Source organism: Muribaculum sp. An289, assembly GCF_002159555.1.
In the GTDB taxonomy this organism is placed as follows: Bacteria; Bacteroidota; Bacteroidia; order Bacteroidales; family UBA932; genus Merdivivens; species Merdivivens faecigallinarum.
On record NZ_NFIV01000003.1, the window covers coordinates 113,972 to 133,144 of the forward strand.

Consider the following 19,173-nt stretch of genomic DNA (forward strand, 5'->3'; position numbering starts at 1 on the left):
GGTCGGTTTATGCTGCCCGTATCAGTGGGCGTCCAGCCAATTGGATGCCCAGTTGCATTCGACGGTCAAAGGTACGGATAATTTTGCAACTCCCTCCATCTCTTCTTTCACAAGTGAGGCGAGCCTTTCGGCTTCATGTGCAGCAGTGTCGAAAACAAGTTCGTCATGTACCTGCAATATCATCCTGCTTTCGAAGCCTTCGCGCTCCATCCTGCGGAATATCCTTACCATCGCGAGTTTGATGATATCGGCTGCCGTCCCCTGGATAGGGGCGTTTATGGCATTCCTTTCCGCCAGCGAGCGTACTGTGTTGTTCTTGGAGTTGATGTCAGGAAGATATCTGCGCCGTCCGAAAAGGGTCTCGACATAACCTTTTTCGCGGGCCATTGCTATGCAGTCCTTTATGTAGGCTTCGACTCCTTTGAAATTGGCAAAATATTCTTCTATGAGTTCTTTCGATTCCGAGCGCGGAATCCTGAGCCTCTGCGAGAGCCCGAATGCGGAAATCCCGTACATGATTCCGAAGTTGGCCGTCTTGGCCCTGCGCCTTTGCTCTTTCGTGACGGAACCCGGGTCGGTCTTGAAGATTTTTGCGGCTGTCATGGCGTGTATGTCTTCGCCGTTCCTGAACGCTTCCACAAGGTGCCGGTCGCAGCTGATATGCGCCATTATCCTGAGCTCTATCTGGGAATAATCGGCCGAGAGTATGTATCCGTCCGGCCTGCACGGCACGAAGGCCTTTCTGATTTCCTTGCCCTTGTCTGTACGTACGGGGATGTTTTGCAGGTTCGGCCTGGAGCTGCTCAGCCTTCCGGTGGCGGTAAGCGCCTGATTGAAGGTGGTATGCAGCTTGCCATCCGTGCCCATCAGCGCCGGAAGAGGATCGATATATGTGGATATAAGTTTTTTCAATCCTCTGAAATCCAATATTTTCTGGATTATCGGGCTTTTGTCGAGAAGGCCGTTGAGGGTTTCCTCGTCCGTAGGATAATTGTTCTTCCCGTTGGCCTTTATTTTCGGATTGAGGTTCATTTTCTCGTACAATACGACCCCGAGCTGTTTCGGGGAAGACAGGTTCAGGGACGGTTCTTCCGCAATTTCCCTGACTTCGCTTTCGATTGCAAGCATCTCCTTTTCAAGTTCCCTGCGGTATTGCTGCAACTGCCCGATGTCCACCTTGACTCCCTGGCGCTCCATGTCGGCAAGGACCTCTATAAGAGGTTCTTCGATATCGTTGTAGAGGTTGGTCATTCCGTCCTTCGCGAGTTTTTCCGAGAGAACCTTTCCGGCTTTTTCCGACAGTATGGCTTCGGCGGCCATCGAGGATATGTCTGCCGTTTCGGTTTTCTGGTTGAAAAGGTCCGGAGCTTCGCCATCGTCCTGTGCCGGGGCTCCGAAACCCGAAAGCGTGTAGTCCGAAATCTTCTTTCCGGTGCATCCCTGGATAATCATTTCCGCCTTGTGGCTCATTTCGGGGTCTGAAAGATAATGCATTATCTCTATGTCGCGGATTTCGCCTCCGATGCGGATATTTTCCGCCAAAAGCAGTTTGCAGGCGGTTTTCATGTCGAATCCGGTCTTCGTTATTCCGGGGTCGGAAAATATTTTTCCCAATAATATATAGGTGTCGTCTTTGTCCTTTAAAGGAAAATTTACTTCCGATACGTATTTTGTCTTTTCTCCGGCGGCAATGACAATCTTCCCGTCCTTCGCGGATACTGCGACATGCCCTGATTTGGAGGCTTCTGACACGACAGTTTCGAGCGGTGAAGGATTGCATTCGATTGTCTCCCGGGTGACGGCAGGTGCGGGCTCCTGCGACATGTATGCCGGAAAATATTTTACCAGGGAACCGAATTCGTACCTGTCGAAAATCTTTTTTGTCTCGCTTCCGTACTCAAGGGAGGTTTCCAGCTCTTTTTCCGGCACGTTCACCGGCAGGTCCCTCTTGATTTCGACAAGCTTGCGGCTCAAGCCTATCCTGTCCTTCGCCTCCTCGAATGCTTCCTTCTGTTTCGGCTTGAGTTTGTCGAGGTTGGCATAAATCCCTTCTATGGAGCCGAATTGCGATACGAGTTTCGCCGCTCCGACTTCCCCGATGCCTTTTATCCCCGGGATGTTGTCAGAGGTGTCCCCCCAGACCGTAAGTATGTCTATGAATTGTGCCGGATTGTCGATGCCGTATTTCCGGCAGAGCATTTCCGCGGTAATTATTTCGTTTTCATTACCCGATTTTCCCGGCTTGTATTGGAAAATCCTTTCCCCCAGCAGCTGGCCGTAGTCCTTGTCGACTGTCACCATGTATACTTCGAAGCCGTTCTCCGCTTCGGAGGTCGCAAAGGAACCGATTACGTCGTCGGCCTCGTACCCCGGTTCCATGAGCACAGGTATCCTCAGGGCGCGGCAGATGTCTACAAGCGGACCGAGTGCGTCGATTACGGGTTGCGGCGTTGCGCTGCGCGTGCCCTTGTAGTCGTGGAAAAGCTCGTGGCGGAAAGTTTTCCCGGGAGGGTCGAAAGCTATCGCCAGATGCGTGGGGTTTTCTTTTCCGATGAGTTCGAGTATGTATTTGGTGAATCCGAATAATATCGATGTGTCTTCGCCCTTGGAATTAATCATCGGTCTGCGCAGGAATGCGTAGTACATTTTGAAAATCAACGAATGTCCGTCTATGAGGAAAAGCTTCTTCATATGAATGATATTTGAGTTTTCTTATGGTGTATTCTGTAATTTTCTTATGATTCTTTAAACACTCTTTTAAAATGCTTCAAAAAAACAAAGTTTTTGTTTGGAAATGCTTACAATTTATTATTTTTGCATCCAAAATAAAATCTTAGATAATGAGTGTAAATATACAACAAATCTTATCAAAAAACGCATTGAACATGAGAAGATCTTCAATCAGGGATCTTCTTAGCGTTATCACGAGCCCCGATGTCATATCTTTCGGAGGCGGTTTTCCTAATGCCGAGACTTTCCCTGTCGAGGATTTGAAACAGATCATGATGGATATCATGAACGAATGTCCTGCCAAGGCGTTGCAGTACAGCACGACCGAGGGACATCCGGGACTCCGCAAGGAACTTGCAAAGATGGTAAAGCGTACGCAGGGCGTTGATGTCGATATCAAGAACATCCTCATCACTACGGCTTCTCAGCAGGCTCTCGACCTTGTTGCAAGGATTTTCGTCGATCCGGGCGATACTGTTCTTTGCGAATTGCCTTCTTATCTCGGAGCCCTTCAGGCCATTTATGCAGAGCAGGGCGAACCTGTCGGCTTCAAGAGCTACGATGAAATGGACAAGGTCATAACCGACCTTACCGCGCAGGGCCGCAAGCCTAAGTATATCTACCTCGTTCCTGACTTCAGGAATCCTTCCGGAACGACCATGACTCTCGAAGAAAGGAAACTGGCTCTCGAGGTTGCCCGCAAACACGATATGATTATTATAGAGGACAGCCCTTACAGGGATATCAGATTCGAAGGCGAACCTGTACCTACAATCCTCAGCCTCGATACAGACGGCCGTGTTGTACAGCTGGGTACTTTCTCCAAGACTTTCGTTCCAGGCTTCCGTATAGGTTGGGTAATCGGTCCGGACGAAGTAATCAACCGTCTGATTGTCGGCAAACAGTGCTCCGACCTCTGTACACCTATCATGTCGCAGATGATTGCGGAAAGATATCTCGCTTCAGGACATTTCGACAAGAATCTTGTAAACATCACAAGCCTTTACCGCGTGAAGAAGTCCAAGATGATAGAAGCCCTCGAACGCTACATGCCTAAAGGCGTTACCTGGACCAATCCGGAAGGCGGACTGTTCCTTCTCGTTTCACTTCCTGAAGGCTTGAGCACCCTGGAACTGTTCAATATCGCCATCAAGGAAAACGTCGCATTCGTGCTCGGTACTTCATTCTATTGTGATGGCGGCGGACAGAACTCGATGAGGCTCAACTTCTCGTATGCTTCGGACGAAAAGATAGACGAAGGCATTTGCAGGCTTGCCAATGCAGTGAAGAAACTGTACGAGGAAAAAGGTTACAGAGCCTGAGGGTTTGTCTTAAAGGAAAATAATAATTAGGGGGAGGCGGCTGAATTCCAGCCGTCTTCTTTTTTATCCTGCCGGCATAGCAATTTGAATAAATTCATTTGCTCTGCTCTCGGCTTCTGCGTATATTTGGCCTGACGGCCAGAAATACTGTTGCGCCTCGGCATAGCAATTTGAATAAATTCATTTGCTCTGCTCTCGGCTTCTGCGTATATTTGCCTGCGGCAGAAATACTGTTGCGCCTCGGCATAGCAATTTGAATAAATTCATTTGCTCTGCTCTCGGCTTCTGCGTATATTTGCATCGGAATCAATATATGGTTTTAATCAATATAGTTTTGTCATGAGGAAGAAAATCGTTGCGGGCAACTGGAAGATGAACACGACAGTTCCGGAAGGTGTGGAACTTGCGAAAAATGTATTGGCGGGAATTTCCGAAAAGCCGTCGGATGTTGAACTCATACTCGGCGTGCCGTTTACTCATATAACAAAGGTGGCGGATGTCATTTCGGGCAGCGGCATCGGTCTTGCCGCACAGAACTGTGCTGACCGGGAAAGCGGAGCATATACGGGTGAAGTCTCGGCTGCCATGCTGAGGTCGGCAGGTAGCGGCTATGTCATATTGGGCCATTCCGAAAGGCGGCAATATTATGGTGAAACGGACGAAAAGCTCGTGCAGAAGATGGCTCTGGCCATGAAAGAAGGACTGATACCTATTCTCTGTGTCGGCGAAACCATTGCTGAAAGGGAAGCCGGAAAACATTTCAGTGTCGTGGACGGACAGATAAGGAATGTGCTTTATACTGTCCCGCAGCAGTCGGTTTCAAATGTAATAGTGGCATACGAGCCGGTATGGGCCATAGGGACCGGAAAGACCGCTACGGTCGATCAGGCTCAGGAAATGCACAGACATATACGTGCAACCATTGCGGAAAAGTTCGCATCTGCCGCCGACAGTGTATCCATACTGTACGGAGGGAGCTGCAAGCCTTCGAATGCAAAGGAACTTTTTGCCTGCAAGGACATAGACGGAGGTCTGATCGGAGGTGCTTCCCTTAAAGCAGAAGATTTCCTGTCGATAGCAAAATCATTCAGATAATGTCTTTTTATGGAATATACGGAAGTCAGGATGAGCCTTTCTCCCTTTACTGAAGATAATGCAGATTGGGTCGTGGCTGAAATAGAATCTCTCGGTTACGAATCGTTTTGTACCGAGGCTCCTTTCCTTTTTGCATATATCCGAACGGACAGGTTCGATGAACGGGCACTTTCCTCCGCCCTTACGGTTTTCAAAGGTCATTTTTCAGTAACTGAAACGCATGTTCCGGTCCAAGAGCAGAATTGGAATGCTATTTGGGAGGCTTCTTTCAGTCCGATTGTCGTTGATGGGAAATGTACAGTAAAGGCGACATTCCATAAAAATCTTCCCGATACCTTATATACTATAACAGTAGACCCTAAAATGGCTTTCGGCACAGGACATCATCAGACGACTTATCTCATGGTGTCTTCGCTTATGAATGAATCCGTTTTCGGCAAGAGAGTATTGGATATGGGGTGCGGTACAGGCATACTTGCAATACTTGCCGTCATGATGGGTGCTTCGTCTCCTGTAGACGCCATAGATATAGACGATGTAGCCGTGGATTCAGCACTTGAAAACTTCGCACTCAACAATGTCGCTGACAATGTTTCCGTGAGGTGCGGCGATGCTTCGTCGATAGGGAATGTGGAAAAATACGACATTGTCCTGGCGAATATCAATCGTAACATACTGATGTCTGATATGGGAGCGTATTCAAAGGCGATGCTTGCCGGTGCCACCCTGCTTGTGAGCGGTTTCTATGCAGATGACATTCCGATGATTGTTGCTGCGGCGGAAGGCTGCGGGCTTGAATATGTCTCCGACAGTTTGAAGGATGAGTGGGCGGTAGTGAAGTTCGTGAAAAAATGAGTATTCCACTAACTAAATTCCGACAGATATTGTCGGTGTAATAAAAGATTTGTTATCTTTGTAATTCTTTTTGCGGGCGTGTTGTAATTGGTAGCCAAGCCAGACTTAGGATCTGGTGCCGGAAGGCGTGGGGGTTCGAGTCCCTTCGCCCGCACGATACGGAGCATGGGCTGATTTCCAGCCCATGCTCCGTATCGTGTTAAGTCATGATGTATGTCCTGATTACTTTCCAGATTGTCAGTATATTATGGAGAAATGTATAAATTATGTACTATTTTATCTTTCCCTGATTTTATCGGCAGAACAGGCCTGGCTGGAAATATTTTGTAATTTCACATGCAATTTGGATTTTAAATATTCAAAAATATGATGAGGTTTTCTTTAGTGAAAGGCATTTTGCCGGTAATGGCATCTGTGTGTTGTCTTGTGTGGTCTTGCGAAAAAGGGGAACAATCCTTTTCGGTTGACTTGAGCAAATCGGAGGTTTCTCTGCAAGCAGGTGAAACTTATAAGTTGGAAGTATCCGTGTCTCCGGCCGGTGCGGAACTTTCCTGGTTTTCTTCGGATGAGACTGTCGTTACAGTAGATCAGGAAGGTACGATTACCGCCGTGGCTGAAGGCAATGCCGTAGTGACAGTCGCATGCGGCGATGCAAAGGATGAATGCAGCGTTACGGTATCTGCCGCTTCTGTCCCGGTTGAATCCGTCACTCTTGATGCAGAAGGGCTGGAACTCTTTATCGGAGAGACCGATACCCTGACCGCCACCGTCCTTCCCGAGGATGCGAGCGACAATACTGTGGTCTGGACTTCTTCAAATGAAGCAGTCGCAACCGTATCGGGCGGTGTCGTTACAGCCGTTGCCGTGGGCGAGACTAAAATAACCGCCTCTGCAGGAGGATATGATGCAATATGTACCGTTACGGTCATCGATGCTGTCGCAATGGGCGAAGATGAAAATTTCCGTATAGTGGTAGAGCGTTTTTTTGATGAGGACGATGTAAGGTATGTCCAGATTGCCTGGTATCCTACGGACAAGGAAATGGTTTATTTCCCTTTTATGACACAGGCCACGCTTTATGAAGGACGCACCGACGAGCAGTTTGTCGAAGAGTATTATGCTACCTTGGCCATGATGGCTCAGATGTATGGCTATTCATTCGAAGAGTATCTGGGCGCGTTCCTTAAGACCGGCGATTTTGCGGGAGCTTCCGTAGTGCCTGCCAAAGAAAAGTACTATGCAATAGCTTACGGTTGCGGTTATGACGGTACTTTGACCACTTCTTTGTTGGCCGTAGGCTTTGTCGCCGAATGATTGTCATGAATTGATTATTAATTAATTGTAAACAATGATACGATGAAAAGGTTTTTAATGGCGGCAATGTCGATATTGCTATTGGCCGCATGCAAAGAAAATGAGCCGGAAAAGGTACTTGTCGAATCCATAGCGGTAACTCCGGACAATGTCGTTATGACCGTAGGGGACAAAGATACCCTGAGTGTCGGATATGTCCCGGAAAATGCCGAGAACAAGTCTGTAGTGTGGTCTTCATCCGATGAAGCGATAGTAACTGTTGAGGAAGGTGTTTTGACTGCCGTAGCGGCCGGCGATGCCGTGATTACCGCTGATTGCGATGGTGTAACGGATGAATGTACCGTAACGGTAAATGAAAAGGATATTGAAGTGGAATCTGTGGAGTTGAACAAGACGGAAGCGGAACTTGTAGTAGGGGAGACTTTCAGGCTCGAGGCAACAGTCCTTCCCGAAGAAGCTTCCGGGCTGACTGTGACCTGGTCGTCTTCGGCTTCCGAAATCGTGTCCGTGGATGATGAGGGGAATGTGTCCGCCTTATCTGAAGGCAAGGCGACAATCACTGCGGAAGCAGGCGGGGTAACGGCTACCTGCGATGTTACAGTGTCTTCTGCGTCCATCCCTGTCGAATCTGTCACTGTCAGTGAAGAATCAATCGAAATAAAAATCGGCGAAACCTTCACGCTTACGGCGACTGTCCTTCCAGAAAATGCTGAAGACAAGACTGTTACATGGTCGTCTTCCGACAATGCCATTGCAACGGTAAGTGACGATGGAGTAGTTACCGGCGTAGCCGTAGGCAGTGCGACTATTGTAGCGGCTGCAGGCCAGCGTACTGCGGTATGTTCTGTAAAAGTGAGCGGAGCGGATTCGGGTGATGACCCTATAGCCGATATCAAGACGGACTGGACCGTAGGTGAGTTGTTCGATGTACCGCAATACGGCAAAGGTGTTGTTTTTCAAGTGGGTGAAGATTTCATAAAAGTGGTTTCCATGGTAGAAAATATCTATAGACAGTATTCTTTATACGATCTGGAACTGAAATGTACCGATGTCGAGCTGGCCGATGGCAAATCTGTAACCGACGATATTGAAAACGCGGGAGAGATCGGTAACTATCCTGCCATGCAATGGTGCAGGGGCAAAGGCGACTTATGGTATCTTCCGACATTGGTGGAACTTGAAGAACTGTATTCCCAGAGCAGTGCGGTAAATGCTACTCTCTCTGCCAACGGTTCGGGAAATCTGCCTATAATGGTATGGAGCTGCATTGAATCGGATGCGACTTATGCCTGGGCTTTCGTTGCGGGCGCCCCCACTACTTATAGCAGGATGCAATCATCCAATGTGGTAGCGGTCATGAAACTCCGTTTCAAATAATAAATTAGCGTAATCAGATTGTTTTTTTTCGAGAGAAATAAATGAAAATGAATTACTTTTCAAGCAATGCCGTCCTTATGATGGCGGCATTGCCTTTGTTTTTTATGTTTTCTTCGTGTTCCCCGGTAGAACCTGCCGTTGATGATCCCATACTTGAATTGCAGTCGGCGGACAGTATGTACGTTCCGGCTTCCCGTTGTGATACTGTCATAAATTATTCTCTTATTAATCCGGCTTCCGGAGAGATAACCGTTTCAACGGAAGAAAGCGTATGGATTAAAGGGTTTGATGTGGAAACCGAAGGTGTCATAGCGTTTTCCGTTCTGGAAAATACTTTAGAAGATTCGCGCGAAGGAGAAGTGGTGATTGCATATCCCGGAGCGGAGGACCTTGTAGTCACGATTATTCAGGATGGAGCCGAAAAAAACGAGCCGGTTGTAAGTGAGCATTTTACAATTTCGGATATAAATCCTACGGCTGTATCGGTGACAGCCCATGTAAAGCCGGCCGATTCAGAAATGAGGTATATCGCGCTGTCGAGGCCGAAGGCATTGGTGGATGAACTCGGTGATGATGAAAGTCTTTACAGGTATGATCTTGAGTATTTCAACGATTATTCCAAAGCATACGGCATATCCTTGTCCGAAGTATTGATGCGTTTCGGATCGGTAGGCGAGAAAGACATACAGGTCGTCGGCCTCGAAGAAGGGCAGGAATATTATTTTTATGTATACGGGACGGATATTTACGGCGAAAGGCTTACCGATATATGCAAAGCCTGTTTCATGACGGATGTGATTGAGCTAATAGACGTGACTTTTACGTTCGATATACAATGCGAAGGATTTGTAGCCCATGCAAAGATAAAGGCATCGGATCCTGAAATCCCCTTCTATTTCGATTTGACGGAGGGTTATGATTTCCGCAGCAAAGAACCTGATGAATTCGTATCGGACTTTATAGCCGATATTTTTGCGGAATACGCTTCTTTCGGTTTTTCTCCTGAGTATGTAATCGAAAAGCTCGGTTCGTTCGATGAAGACACTTACGATTTCGGCAATCTGCAACCTGAAACCGAGTATGTAGTATTCGCAGCCGCTTTGGATTATGAAGGCATGGTGGTCTCCAAGGCAGGTTATGAGGCCTTTTGGACTGGAAAGCCGGGAGATGCTTCAAAACTTACGGTTTCATACAAGATCAGCCGGATAACCTCACGCGGAGCATACGTCGAAACTTACCCTTCGGACAATACAGTCAAATACTTTTATGATGTGGTACCTGCTGGCACAGATGCCGATTATGTAAAACAGATAATCAAGAATACTGCAGACTCCTATATCGAAGCTGGACAGGCTTCCGATTTCAATGATTTCATGGCCAACCTGCTTGCATTAAGGGGAAACGATGCATATGAATACAATACGCTTGAGAGTGATACGGAGTACGTGCTATACTCTTTCGGTATAACGGAAGACGGCGATTATGCTACCGATATCATGTTCGGGGATACTTTCACCACTTTAGAGGAAAAATTGTCCGATGCTGCAATAGAGGTCACTTTCGACAAGTATTTCGATTCCCAGGAAGTGAATGCCCAGTATCCTTCGATCCCGGGTGTTCCGGGAATGGCTTTGGTACCGAGCATAATCACGGTAAATGAATCTGCGGAAGGTTATTATTATCTGGCTTCCCACGGCGATATAACCGACATCCAGACTTATCCGGACGATATCATTTTGGGCGAACTGTTGGAGATGGGTGAGTCCCAGCCTTCGCCTTATTGGTTAAGCTACGGAGAGTTCACATATCTTGGAGTCGCTTATGACAAGGAAGGGAATTTTGGTCCGATATTCAGGGCCAAGCATACCATTACCGAAGACGGGGTTTCTCCTGTCAGTGATTTCGATCCGGGCATAATGTCGGCCGGTGCATCGGTAAAGCCTTATTCGGCAGATTTGGAGAATGAGGCTGTCACTGTAACAATAAACAGAAAGATAGAGAAAACGGACATTGGACAGGCAAGTAAAGGTACAAGCATATGAGAAAATTATTGCATTCATTTCAGTTTTTGACCGTCGTATCGCTTTTATCCGTTCTTATACCATCGTGTACGGATGAACCGGCGGCGAATGAAATTTTTCGTATAGAAGACGGGTCTGATATCATAGCCGATTATGCGGGCGGTGAATATACGATATCTTATACAATAGAGAATTTTGCTTCACGCGGTTCCGTCTATGCGGAATGCGGTGCGGATTGGATAAAAGGTCTGTATTGCGGCGAGTATGGAAAGGTGAGTTTCATCGTGGAGGAAAATGACAGCGGAAGCCAAAGGGAAACCTCGATAACCGTCGGTTATTCGGTGACCGGAGATAAGGATTCCGTAAAAGTCATCCAGACGGCGGAGACTGGAGGGACAGGAAAAGAGCCCATTTTGACACTTATCTCACCTGACACTCTTTCCGTTCCTGTCCTTGGCGGCGATTATGATTTGCAGTATGCGGTTTTCAATGCTTCCGATGAAAGCGGCATGGTGTCTGTCATCCCTTCGGAAGAATGGCTGAGTGTGTCGGAGGTTTCGGAAAATACGGTATCAATAGTTGCCGAACCCAACATTTCGGATGTTCCGCGTTCTGCAACCCTTAGATTCGAATACGGGACGGCCGAGCCCGTATCGGTTTCGGTAGACCAGGCAAGCCTGACTTCGGAAAGACTTGAAATTACCGTGGACAGCACAGGTGTACGCGGCGCAAAGGTTTCCGTAGCACCTACGGACCCGATTTATATGACGTATGTGGTTTTCGTGAATTTGAAAGAGTACATAGACGCCCTCGGAAGCGATTATGATATTTTCATGTCCGATCTTGCACTTATTCAGCAATATGCTTTAAGTTACGATCTGACCATAACGGAAGCGATGTGGATTTTCCTCAAGCAAGGCAACAAGTCCCTTGTGTTTGAAGACCTTGCTCCTGATACCGAATACTATTGTTATGGATACGGAGTTACGGACAGTCTGGATTATCTTACCGTTGTATGCAAGGAATATTTCGAGACAAACGCAATCAACCGTGTTGACTGCACATTCTCGTTGTCGGCAGAGGCGACACACAATTCCGCTGTAGTGACAGTAGTGCCTTCGGACAACGACGTTCCATATATATGCGGTCTGATTGATCCCGATGTCTTCACATTGCTTTACGGAGCATTTTCCAACGAAAGCATGCAGGGCCTGCTGACTTCCATAATCGACGGATTGGCGGAAAATGGCGTTTCGATTCAAGATTATATCGAAGGTTACGCTTATACGGGGAGTCAGGAAATTTCTTTCGATGACCTTGAGCCGGAAACTTCCCAGATGGCATACTGCGTGGGACTCGACATGAACGGCGAGATGGTAACTGATGCATACAATCTCATATTCGAAACGTCCGAAGATCCTACGGTCCCTCCGATGACTTTCATATTTGAAGCGAAGGAAATAGAAGCCCGTTCCATAACGGCTTCCGTTACCCCTTCCGACAATGAAATTCCGTATTGTTGGGATCTGGTGGACGCTTCCTTGGAAGAAGATGACATTAAGGCCGCAATACAGCAAGAGGCGGATCTGTATATTTCCCTCGGGGCAGTAGGCACTCTTGCAGAGTATGTAGAGGTTTATCTGGCCGTGAATGGTTACAGGGAAAAGACTTTCGGAAATCTTGTACCGGCGACGGCATATAAGTTATATGCTATTCAGCTTAATTCTTCCGGCGAATATTCGCGTCCGATGGTATTCTCACGGATTTATACTACCGCCGATGCCGTCACAAGCGATTGTTCCGTAACCGTATTGTATGACAAGTATTGGAACGGTGCCGATTTGGCAGAGTTGTACCCTGATGATTTCGGAGGATATGAGGCCTATGCGGTTCTTCCGGTTGCCGTGTCCACCGAAGGTGATGTGGCATCATTCGGATATGCCTTGCTGGCAGCAGAGTGGGCCGATCCTTCGCTATACAGTGATGACGATGTGATAGAGTATCTTAACAGGCACGGATTCTCATCTCCGACACATTATTTCTTTGTTACATGGGATTATGAATTCGCTATCGTTTCCGTAGCCGTAGACAGCGAGGGCAATTATGGCCGTGTAATCAGGAAGACTGAAATTCTCCGTAGGGAAGGGGCGGCGGATCCTTCCGAATTCGAATTTTTATAAAATACGACATTAAGAAATGAATAAGAAGATATTGTATTTAATGTTTTTATTGTCCGGACTTATTTTCCAATCTTGCGAAAGGGAAGAGGCCGCGGTTCCGTATATAACGGATGATACGGTTTATTTTACTGCGGATGCCGGTTCAAAGTCTCTTACGGTTTTCAATGCGGGTGACAATGTCCTTTCGGTTTCCCCTGTATCGGAAGACTGGTGCAAGGCATCTGTCGATGGCGATGTTGTCGTTATAGAAGTATTCGCAAATACGGACGAAAACCAGAGAAACGTTTCATTGGAGATTGTTTGCGGCAATGAATCCTTGACTGTGGAGGTTGTCCAGTTCGCTGCCGGTGACACGCCGGACGACGCTTTGCCTAAGGAGATACCAGTCGATTGCGGTATTTCAAGAATCGCCATAGGCTATGTGGAATCACTGTCGGGACTGTCAGTGGATAGCGATGTGGACTGGATAGACCCGTTCGTAGAGAAAGGGACGGTCATTATGGCCGATATTGCGGCGAATACGGAAAACAATTCGCGCGCAGGTGCAATCACGGTGTATGACGGTGAGGATTTCTATGCTGTCGTGCATATAATACAGGAAAAATATTCTGATCCGAAAGTTTCATATACATACGAATGTTATCCCCAGGGGTTGGAATATCTTCTGGCGGTAGATGTTGAATACCTTAGCAATGCTACTGATTACAGGATGCTGATAATCAATCCTTCAGGTTTCAACCGCCCTGACAGTGAGATATATGAGAGACTTACAACGGGCACGACCGCGGACTATGTGTTTTCGCGGGACGATGAAGATTCCGAAGGAAAGATAGTGTTCGGCGGTTTCGAGCTCGGTCAGGAATTCCAGGTGTGCATAGTCGCGGAAAGTTCTCTTGGAACATTCGGCGCAATGACGAGGGAGACTCATGTTATAGAGGATTCCGTTTCAGGAGAAGGTTCACAGGAATACAATTCATGGATTGGCGAATGGTCAATCACGGGCTCCAATGCGGGTGCCAAATGGAATATTTCGATAAGTGCGGCTGTCGTAGACGAGATTTTTTATATGCAGGGATGGGATGGAATCTGGGGCAATTTTAAAGTTCCGGTATATTTCGACAGTGAAACTGGCGCCCTTTCGTTCAGGAGCACGTATGTTTCCAATGCGACCACCGGCACAGGACGTCCGTGTGATTTGTATTTTTTCGCAATGTATGACATGACCCCTGCTGCCGATACGAAGATAGCCGCGCAGACCGGCGATGAGATTGCACGTGCGGAATACGGTGAAAACGGTTCTACCGTAATAACTGCGGTTCCATTCATGTTCGAAGGTTCTTCGGTCACTCCGGACGGTATGGGATATGTCGGCCAGTACTCTACGGGATATGAGATTGTTTCCGATATTGTACTTATTCCGAGGTTCCCTATGTCGATGGTGCGCACAGGCGGAGCTGCTTTGGCGCCGGCCGGGACGGACCGAGGAGATGATTTTGTAAGTTTAAAATAGTAATAAGAAGAAGATAAATCCGATATGAAAACTGTAAGAACGTTTCTTTTTGTTGCCTTCGCAGCCTGCCTGGCAATAGCAGGCTGTGAAAAAAACGTGTCCGTTCAAGTGGATAGTGTCGTGGTCGAACCGGAAAGCCTTTCTCTCGCAATAGGTGAAGAGCGCGTACTTTCTGTTTCTGTCTTACCGGAAAATGCCGAAGGTACCGTCGTTTGGTCAAGCAGCAATCCCGAAACGGCCGATGTCACCCAGGATGGGACAGTTACGGCAAAAGCCGTCGGTGAAACGGAGATAACTGCCGCCATCGGCGGAAAATCGGCTGTATGTATCGTTACCGTATCTGAAAACGGGCAGGGCGGAGATGAACTTGATATTGCATTGGAAGTACTTGGGTCCGGTCTGTACGATGTCGATTACAGGATAACTGCCGATCCGGAAAATGCCACTTATTTGACGGGGGCTGTCACGAAAGAAAGATTTTCGGCTTTCGCTTCAGAATCCGAGTTTGTCAATGACGAAATTGAGAATATCCGTTCTTCCGCTGCCGATATGGGAGTCGACTCTTCCGAATATCTTTCCGGCATGCTGAAATCCGGTTCTTCGGAATATACCCTGACGGGACTTTCGGCAGGGACTGGATACGTGCTGTATGCCGTAGGAATGGATGCTGATTTTACCGTGACCTCCGGAATAGTCACCGAGGAATTCAAAACACAGGAACCTCAGGCCGATGCATTGTTCCTTTACGAGCCGGAATTTACGGATTCGCTCGGAGTCAACGTGACGGTAACCCCAGGTGAAGATATGGGAATGTATTATTTCATCATATTGGATGAATCTGTCGTCAATTGGCGATACGGTGGTGCCGATGAAATGGTCAACGGAACGTTATATGAAGATTTCAGAGCGACTGTCAATGAACTTGTAGTATATATGGAGATGAGTGTGGCGGAGGCACTCAACACGCTATGCTGGAAAGAAAAGCAGATTTTCCCATATACGAGGATGATACCGGATTCCGATTATTATATGATAGGTGTGGGTGTAGATCCTGATACGGGTGAATTTGTGACGGATGTTTATTATGAAACCGTCCACAGTCCAGAAAGCGGGGATCTTTCGGAATTCTCGGTAGAGTTCCGGCTCGGCGGCATAGTTCTGAATCAGATAAAGGTAGTAACTGTCCCATCGGACAAAATGGTCAGGTATTATTTCAGCAAGACTTCAGCAGATGCGACGGAAGAGGAAATAATAGCCGGAATCGAAGCCTTGATAGAGGGATATATTTCGGACGGACTGATAGCGGATGCCAACGGGTTCTATTCAAGCTGGTGTTCTTGCGGTTCTGACGAATTTACCTTTACGAATTTGGCGAAAGGTGAGACTTTTGTCATCTATGCCTATGGCATCGACAATGAAGGCGGGATAGGGACGGAGCTCATGTTCAGCGAAGAATTCACCAACGAATAAGATATTTGGCTGTAGTCTTCAAACCGACAGACTGTCAGGTTTGAACCGAAAGATTATCAATGACAAAAGCACACGCCAGGGTTTTGCGTTTGAAAGCCGGTACGTGTGCTTTTGTTTATGTATTTCCCGCATAGCGGAAATGTTCCGCGGCAGTATTTCCGCATGCGTGGCTTTTACCAGCCAAGGATGTATGCGAACATCAGCGGAGCCACGATTGTGGCATCGGACTCTACGATGAAACGCGGAGTGTCCACATCGAGTTTGCCCCATGTGATTTTCTCATTGGGAACAGCCCCTGAATAAGAACCATACGAGGTGGTGCTGTCGGAAATCTGGCAGAAATATTTCCACAGAGGTGTGCCGGTCCATCCCAAATCCTGTTCCATCATAGGTACGACACAGATTGGGAAGTCTCCCGCCGTACCTCCGCCGATTTGGTAGAATCCGACTCCTTCTCCGCCTGAATTCTTCTTATACCAGTCGGTAAGGAACATCATGGTTTCGATTCCGTTCTTGATGATATGCGGATCGAGTTCGCCTTTGATGCAGTGTGCCGCAAAGATGTTTCCCGTCGTGCTGTCTTCCCAGGCAGGAACGACTATCGGAATGTTCTTTTCGCAGGCGGCAAGCACCCAGCTGTCCTTAGGGTCGATTTCATAATACTGTTCAAGGACACCGCTGCGGAGCAACCTGTACATGACTTCGTAAGGAAGCAGCCTTTCCCCCTTTGCCTGCATGTCTTTCCATACATCGAGCAGATGGTGTTCCAGGCGGCGGAACGCTTCTTCTTCAGGAATGCAGGTATCGGTTACACGGTTCATGTGGTTGTCGAGAAGCTCTTTCTCCTGTGCGGGAGTAAGGTCTCTGTAACCCGGAACCCTGTAATAATGAGAATGGGCGACAAGGTTCATGATGTCTTCCTCAAGGTTGTTGGCCGAGCAGGAGACTATCTGGAACTTGTCCTGGCGTATCATCTCGGCAAGCGAGAGTCCGAGCTCCGCCGTACTCATGGCTCCGGCCATCGCAAGCATCATTTTCCCGCCTTTGTTCATGTGCTCGTCGAAGGCTTTGGCCGCATCCACCAATGCCGCCGAATTGAAGTGGCGGTAATGGTGGAGTATGAATTGTGAAATAGGGCCTTTATCCATAATGTCAATCATTTATTATCTGTTGAGAAGTTCCATCATCTTGATTACAGCATAGCTGATAGGGGTTCCAGGGCCGAAGATTGCCGCTGCTCCCGCTTTGTAGAGGGCATCGTAATCCTGAGGAGGAATGACACCTCCGACAACGACTATGATATCTTCACGTCCGAGTTTCTTGAGCTCATCGATAATCTGAGGAACGAGTGTAAGGTGGCCGGCGGCGAGTGAAGATACGCCCACTACGTGTACATCATTCTCTACAGCCTGTTTTGCAGCTTCTTCCGGAGTTTGGAACAGAGGTCCCATATCCACATCGAAACCGCAGTCCGCATAACCTGTCGCAACGACTTTGGCTCCGCGGTCGTGGCCGTCCTGTCCGAGTTTCGCAATCATTATACGAGGCTGGCGGCCTTCTTTCTTCGCAAATTCGGCAACCATTGCCTTTGCCTTCTCGAATTCGCTGTCGTTATGTACTTCTGATGAATAAACGCCTGTGTTCATACGGATGGTTGCTTTGTAACGTCCTACTACTTTTTCGCATGCATCGGAGATTTCGCCGAGGCTCGCCCTTACCTTGGCAGCTTCCACTGCAAGTTCGAGGAGGTTGCCTTCGCCGGTCTCCACGCATTTTGTAATGGCATCGAGGGCTTTCTGTACAGCGTCATTGTTACGTTTTGCACGAAGCTCCTTGAGTCTCTTGATCTGGCTTTCGCGGACAGCCGTGTTGTCAATGGTAAGCACTTCGATAGGGTCTTCATGGTCGAGACGGTATTTGTTGATGCCTACGATAGTGTCCTGGCCGGAGTCGATTCTTGCCTGTTTGCGTGCCGCTGCCTCTTCGATACGGAGTTTAGGAATACCTGTTTCGATAGCCTTTGCCATACCGCCGAGTTTTTCGACTTCCTGGATGTGCTCCCAAGCCCTGTGGGCTATGTCATTGGTGAGGGATTCCACATAGTATGAGCCGGCCCATGGGTCGAGGCTGCGGCATACATTGGTTTCCTCCTGGATGTATATCTGGGTGTTGCGGGCTATACGTGCGGAGAAGTCTGTAGGAAGAGCTATAGCCTCGTCCAGTGCGTTGGTGTGCAGCGACTGGGTGTGTCCGAGGGCGGCTCCCATTGCCTCTATGCAGGTACGTGCCACGTTGTTGAACGGATCCTGTTCCGTAAGAGACCATCCCGAAGTCTGGCAGTGCGTACGGAGAGAAAGCGATTTAGGGTTCTTAGGATTGAACTGTTTCACAATCTTCGCCCAGAGCATGCGGGCTGCACGCATTTTCGCTATTTCCATGAAATGGTTCATTCCGATTGCCCAGAAGAACGAAAGCCTCGGGGCGAATGCGTCCACGTCTATGCCTGCCTTGATACCGGTGCGGAGGTATTCGAGACCGTCGGCAAGGGTATATGCCATTTCGATGTCGCAGGTAGCTCCGGCTTCCTGCATGTGGTAACCGGAAATGGATATCGAGTTGAACTTAGGCATGTATTTGGAGGTATAGGCGAAGATGTCGCCTATGATTCTCATGGAAAATTCAGGAGGATAAATATAGGTGTTACGTACCATGAATTCCTTGAGGATGTCGTTCTGGATGGTACCTGCCATCTCTTCGAGTTTCGCTCCCTGCTCGAGTCCCGCCACAATGTAGAATGCCATGATAGGAAGCACGGCGCCGTTCATAGTCATTGAAACGGACATCTTGTTGAGAGGAATCTGGTCGAAGAGCACTTTCATGTCCTCGACACTGCAAATGCTTACTCCGGCTTTGCCGACATCGCCCACTACCCTCGGGTGGTCCGCATCGTATCCGCGGTGTGTCGCAAGGTCGAATGCCACCGAAAGTCCTTTCTGGCCGGCGGCAAGGTTCCTGCGGTAGAAGGCATTGGATTCCTCGGCCGTGGAGAATCCCGCGTACTGGCGGATGGTCCAAGGTTTCTGGACATACATTGTGGAATAAGGTCCGCGGAGGTACGGAGGTATGCCGGCCGCGTAGTTGAGGTGCTCCATGCCCTCAAGGTCGGCTGCTGTGTAAAGCGGCTTCACTGGGATTTGCTCCGGAGTGTTCCATACGGAAGCCTCGGCCGTATTGGCGTGAGCGCAACTTTTGTTGCTGAATTCGATATCTTTAAAATTCGGTTTCATCTCTTTTTCCTT

General features: G+C 48.2%; 12 protein-coding genes and 1 tRNA gene. 10 read left to right on the forward strand and 3 right to left on the reverse strand.

The window, feature by feature from the left end; all coding sequences use genetic code 11:
* Window positions 1–21 precede the first annotated feature (21 nt).
* Entirely contained in the window at window positions 22–2,691 is a 2,670-nt protein-coding gene (gene polA / locus B5F83_RS03360; protein WP_087276575.1) for a DNA polymerase I, read from the reverse strand.
* A gap of 194 nt (window positions 2,692–2,885) precedes the next feature.
* On the opposite strand from polA, the gene B5F83_RS03365 reads away from it, so the two are divergent.
* From B5F83_RS03365 to B5F83_RS03415, 10 genes are all read left to right on the forward strand, one after another.
* Window positions 2,886–4,052, forward strand: a complete 1,167-nt coding sequence (locus tag B5F83_RS03365) for a PLP-dependent aminotransferase family protein (protein WP_204207321.1) — start codon at window positions 2,886–2,888, stop codon at window positions 4,050–4,052.
* 339 nt (window positions 4,053–4,391) lie between these two features.
* The gene (gene tpiA / locus B5F83_RS03375; RefSeq protein ID WP_087276571.1) at window positions 4,392–5,147 is read left to right on the forward strand and encodes a triose-phosphate isomerase; all 756 of its coding nucleotides are present in this window, start codon (window positions 4,392–4,394) and stop codon (window positions 5,145–5,147) included.
* Window positions 5,148–5,156: 9 nt separating this feature from the next.
* A complete protein-coding gene (prmA, locus tag B5F83_RS03380; protein ID WP_087276569.1) occupies window positions 5,157–6,002 on the forward strand; it encodes a 50S ribosomal protein L11 methyltransferase in 846 nt (281 codons plus the stop codon).
* A gap of 72 nt (window positions 6,003–6,074) precedes the next feature.
* Window positions 6,075–6,156 (forward strand) — tRNA-Leu (locus tag B5F83_RS03385).
* Window positions 6,157–6,470: 314 nt separating this feature from the next.
* On the forward strand, window positions 6,471–7,316 hold the full coding sequence (locus B5F83_RS03390; RefSeq protein ID WP_158094134.1) for an Ig-like domain-containing protein: 846 nt from the start codon (window positions 6,471–6,473) through the stop codon (window positions 7,314–7,316).
* Between the two features lie 42 nt (window positions 7,317–7,358).
* The gene (locus B5F83_RS03395; protein ID WP_087276563.1) at window positions 7,359–8,693 is read left to right on the forward strand and encodes an Ig-like domain-containing protein; all 1,335 of its coding nucleotides are present in this window, start codon (window positions 7,359–7,361) and stop codon (window positions 8,691–8,693) included.
* A 47-nt stretch (window positions 8,694–8,740) separates the two neighbouring features.
* Window positions 8,741–10,735, forward strand: a complete 1,995-nt coding sequence (locus tag B5F83_RS03400) for a hypothetical protein (protein WP_143822446.1) — start codon at window positions 8,741–8,743, stop codon at window positions 10,733–10,735.
* Window positions 10,732–12,894: a BACON domain-containing carbohydrate-binding protein gene (locus B5F83_RS03405; protein ID WP_087276556.1), complete on the forward strand. Its 2,163-nt coding sequence runs from the start codon at window positions 10,732–10,734 to the stop codon at window positions 12,892–12,894. The genes B5F83_RS03400 and B5F83_RS03405 overlap by 4 nt, the downstream gene beginning before the upstream one ends.
* Window positions 12,895–12,910: 16 nt before the next feature.
* Window positions 12,911–14,404: a BACON domain-containing protein gene (locus tag B5F83_RS03410; protein WP_087276553.1), complete on the forward strand. Its 1,494-nt coding sequence runs from the start codon at window positions 12,911–12,913 to the stop codon at window positions 14,402–14,404.
* A gap of 24 nt (window positions 14,405–14,428) precedes the next feature.
* Window positions 14,429–15,874: an Ig-like domain-containing protein gene (locus B5F83_RS03415; RefSeq protein WP_087276550.1), complete on the forward strand. Its 1,446-nt coding sequence runs from the start codon at window positions 14,429–14,431 to the stop codon at window positions 15,872–15,874.
* Between the two features lie 173 nt (window positions 15,875–16,047).
* Here the strand turns inward: B5F83_RS03415 and B5F83_RS03420 are convergent, their stop codons facing one another.
* Together B5F83_RS03420 and scpA are read right to left on the reverse strand one after the other, a co-directional pair.
* Window positions 16,048–17,034 (reverse strand): deoxyhypusine synthase family protein, encoded by a 987-nt coding sequence (locus tag B5F83_RS03420; protein ID WP_239383813.1) that lies wholly within the window; start codon window positions 17,032–17,034, stop codon window positions 16,048–16,050.
* A 3-nt stretch (window positions 17,035–17,037) separates the two neighbouring features.
* The gene (scpA, locus tag B5F83_RS03425; RefSeq protein ID WP_087276544.1) at window positions 17,038–19,161 is read right to left on the reverse strand and encodes a methylmalonyl-CoA mutase; all 2,124 of its coding nucleotides are present in this window, start codon (window positions 19,159–19,161) and stop codon (window positions 17,038–17,040) included.
* Window positions 19,162–19,173: the final 12 nt, after the last annotated feature.

Coding starts and splice junctions, on each gene's coding strand:
- polA (WP_087276575.1), bottom strand. CDS start 2,691: ATGAAGAAGCTTTTCCTCATAGACGGACATTCGTTGATTTTCAAAATG.
- B5F83_RS03365 (WP_204207321.1), top strand. CDS start 2,886: ATGAGAAGATCTTCAATCAGGGATCTTCTTAGCGTTATCACGAGCCCC.
- tpiA (WP_087276571.1), top strand. CDS start 4,392: ATGAGGAAGAAAATCGTTGCGGGCAACTGGAAGATGAACACGACAGTT.
- prmA (WP_087276569.1), top strand. CDS start 5,157: ATGGAATATACGGAAGTCAGGATGAGCCTTTCTCCCTTTACTGAAGAT.
- B5F83_RS03395 (WP_087276563.1), top strand. CDS start 7,359: ATGAAAAGGTTTTTAATGGCGGCAATGTCGATATTGCTATTGGCCGCA.
- B5F83_RS03400 (WP_143822446.1), top strand. CDS start 8,741: ATGAATTACTTTTCAAGCAATGCCGTCCTTATGATGGCGGCATTGCCT.
- B5F83_RS03405 (WP_087276556.1), top strand. CDS start 10,732: ATGAGAAAATTATTGCATTCATTTCAGTTTTTGACCGTCGTATCGCTT.
- B5F83_RS03410 (WP_087276553.1), top strand. CDS start 12,911: ATGAATAAGAAGATATTGTATTTAATGTTTTTATTGTCCGGACTTATT.
- B5F83_RS03415 (WP_087276550.1), top strand. CDS start 14,429: ATGAAAACTGTAAGAACGTTTCTTTTTGTTGCCTTCGCAGCCTGCCTG.
- B5F83_RS03420 (WP_239383813.1), bottom strand. CDS start 17,034: ATGATTGACATTATGGATAAAGGCCCTATTTCACAATTCATACTCCAC.
- scpA (WP_087276544.1), bottom strand. CDS start 19,161: ATGAAACCGAATTTTAAAGATATCGAATTCAGCAACAAAAGTTGCGCT.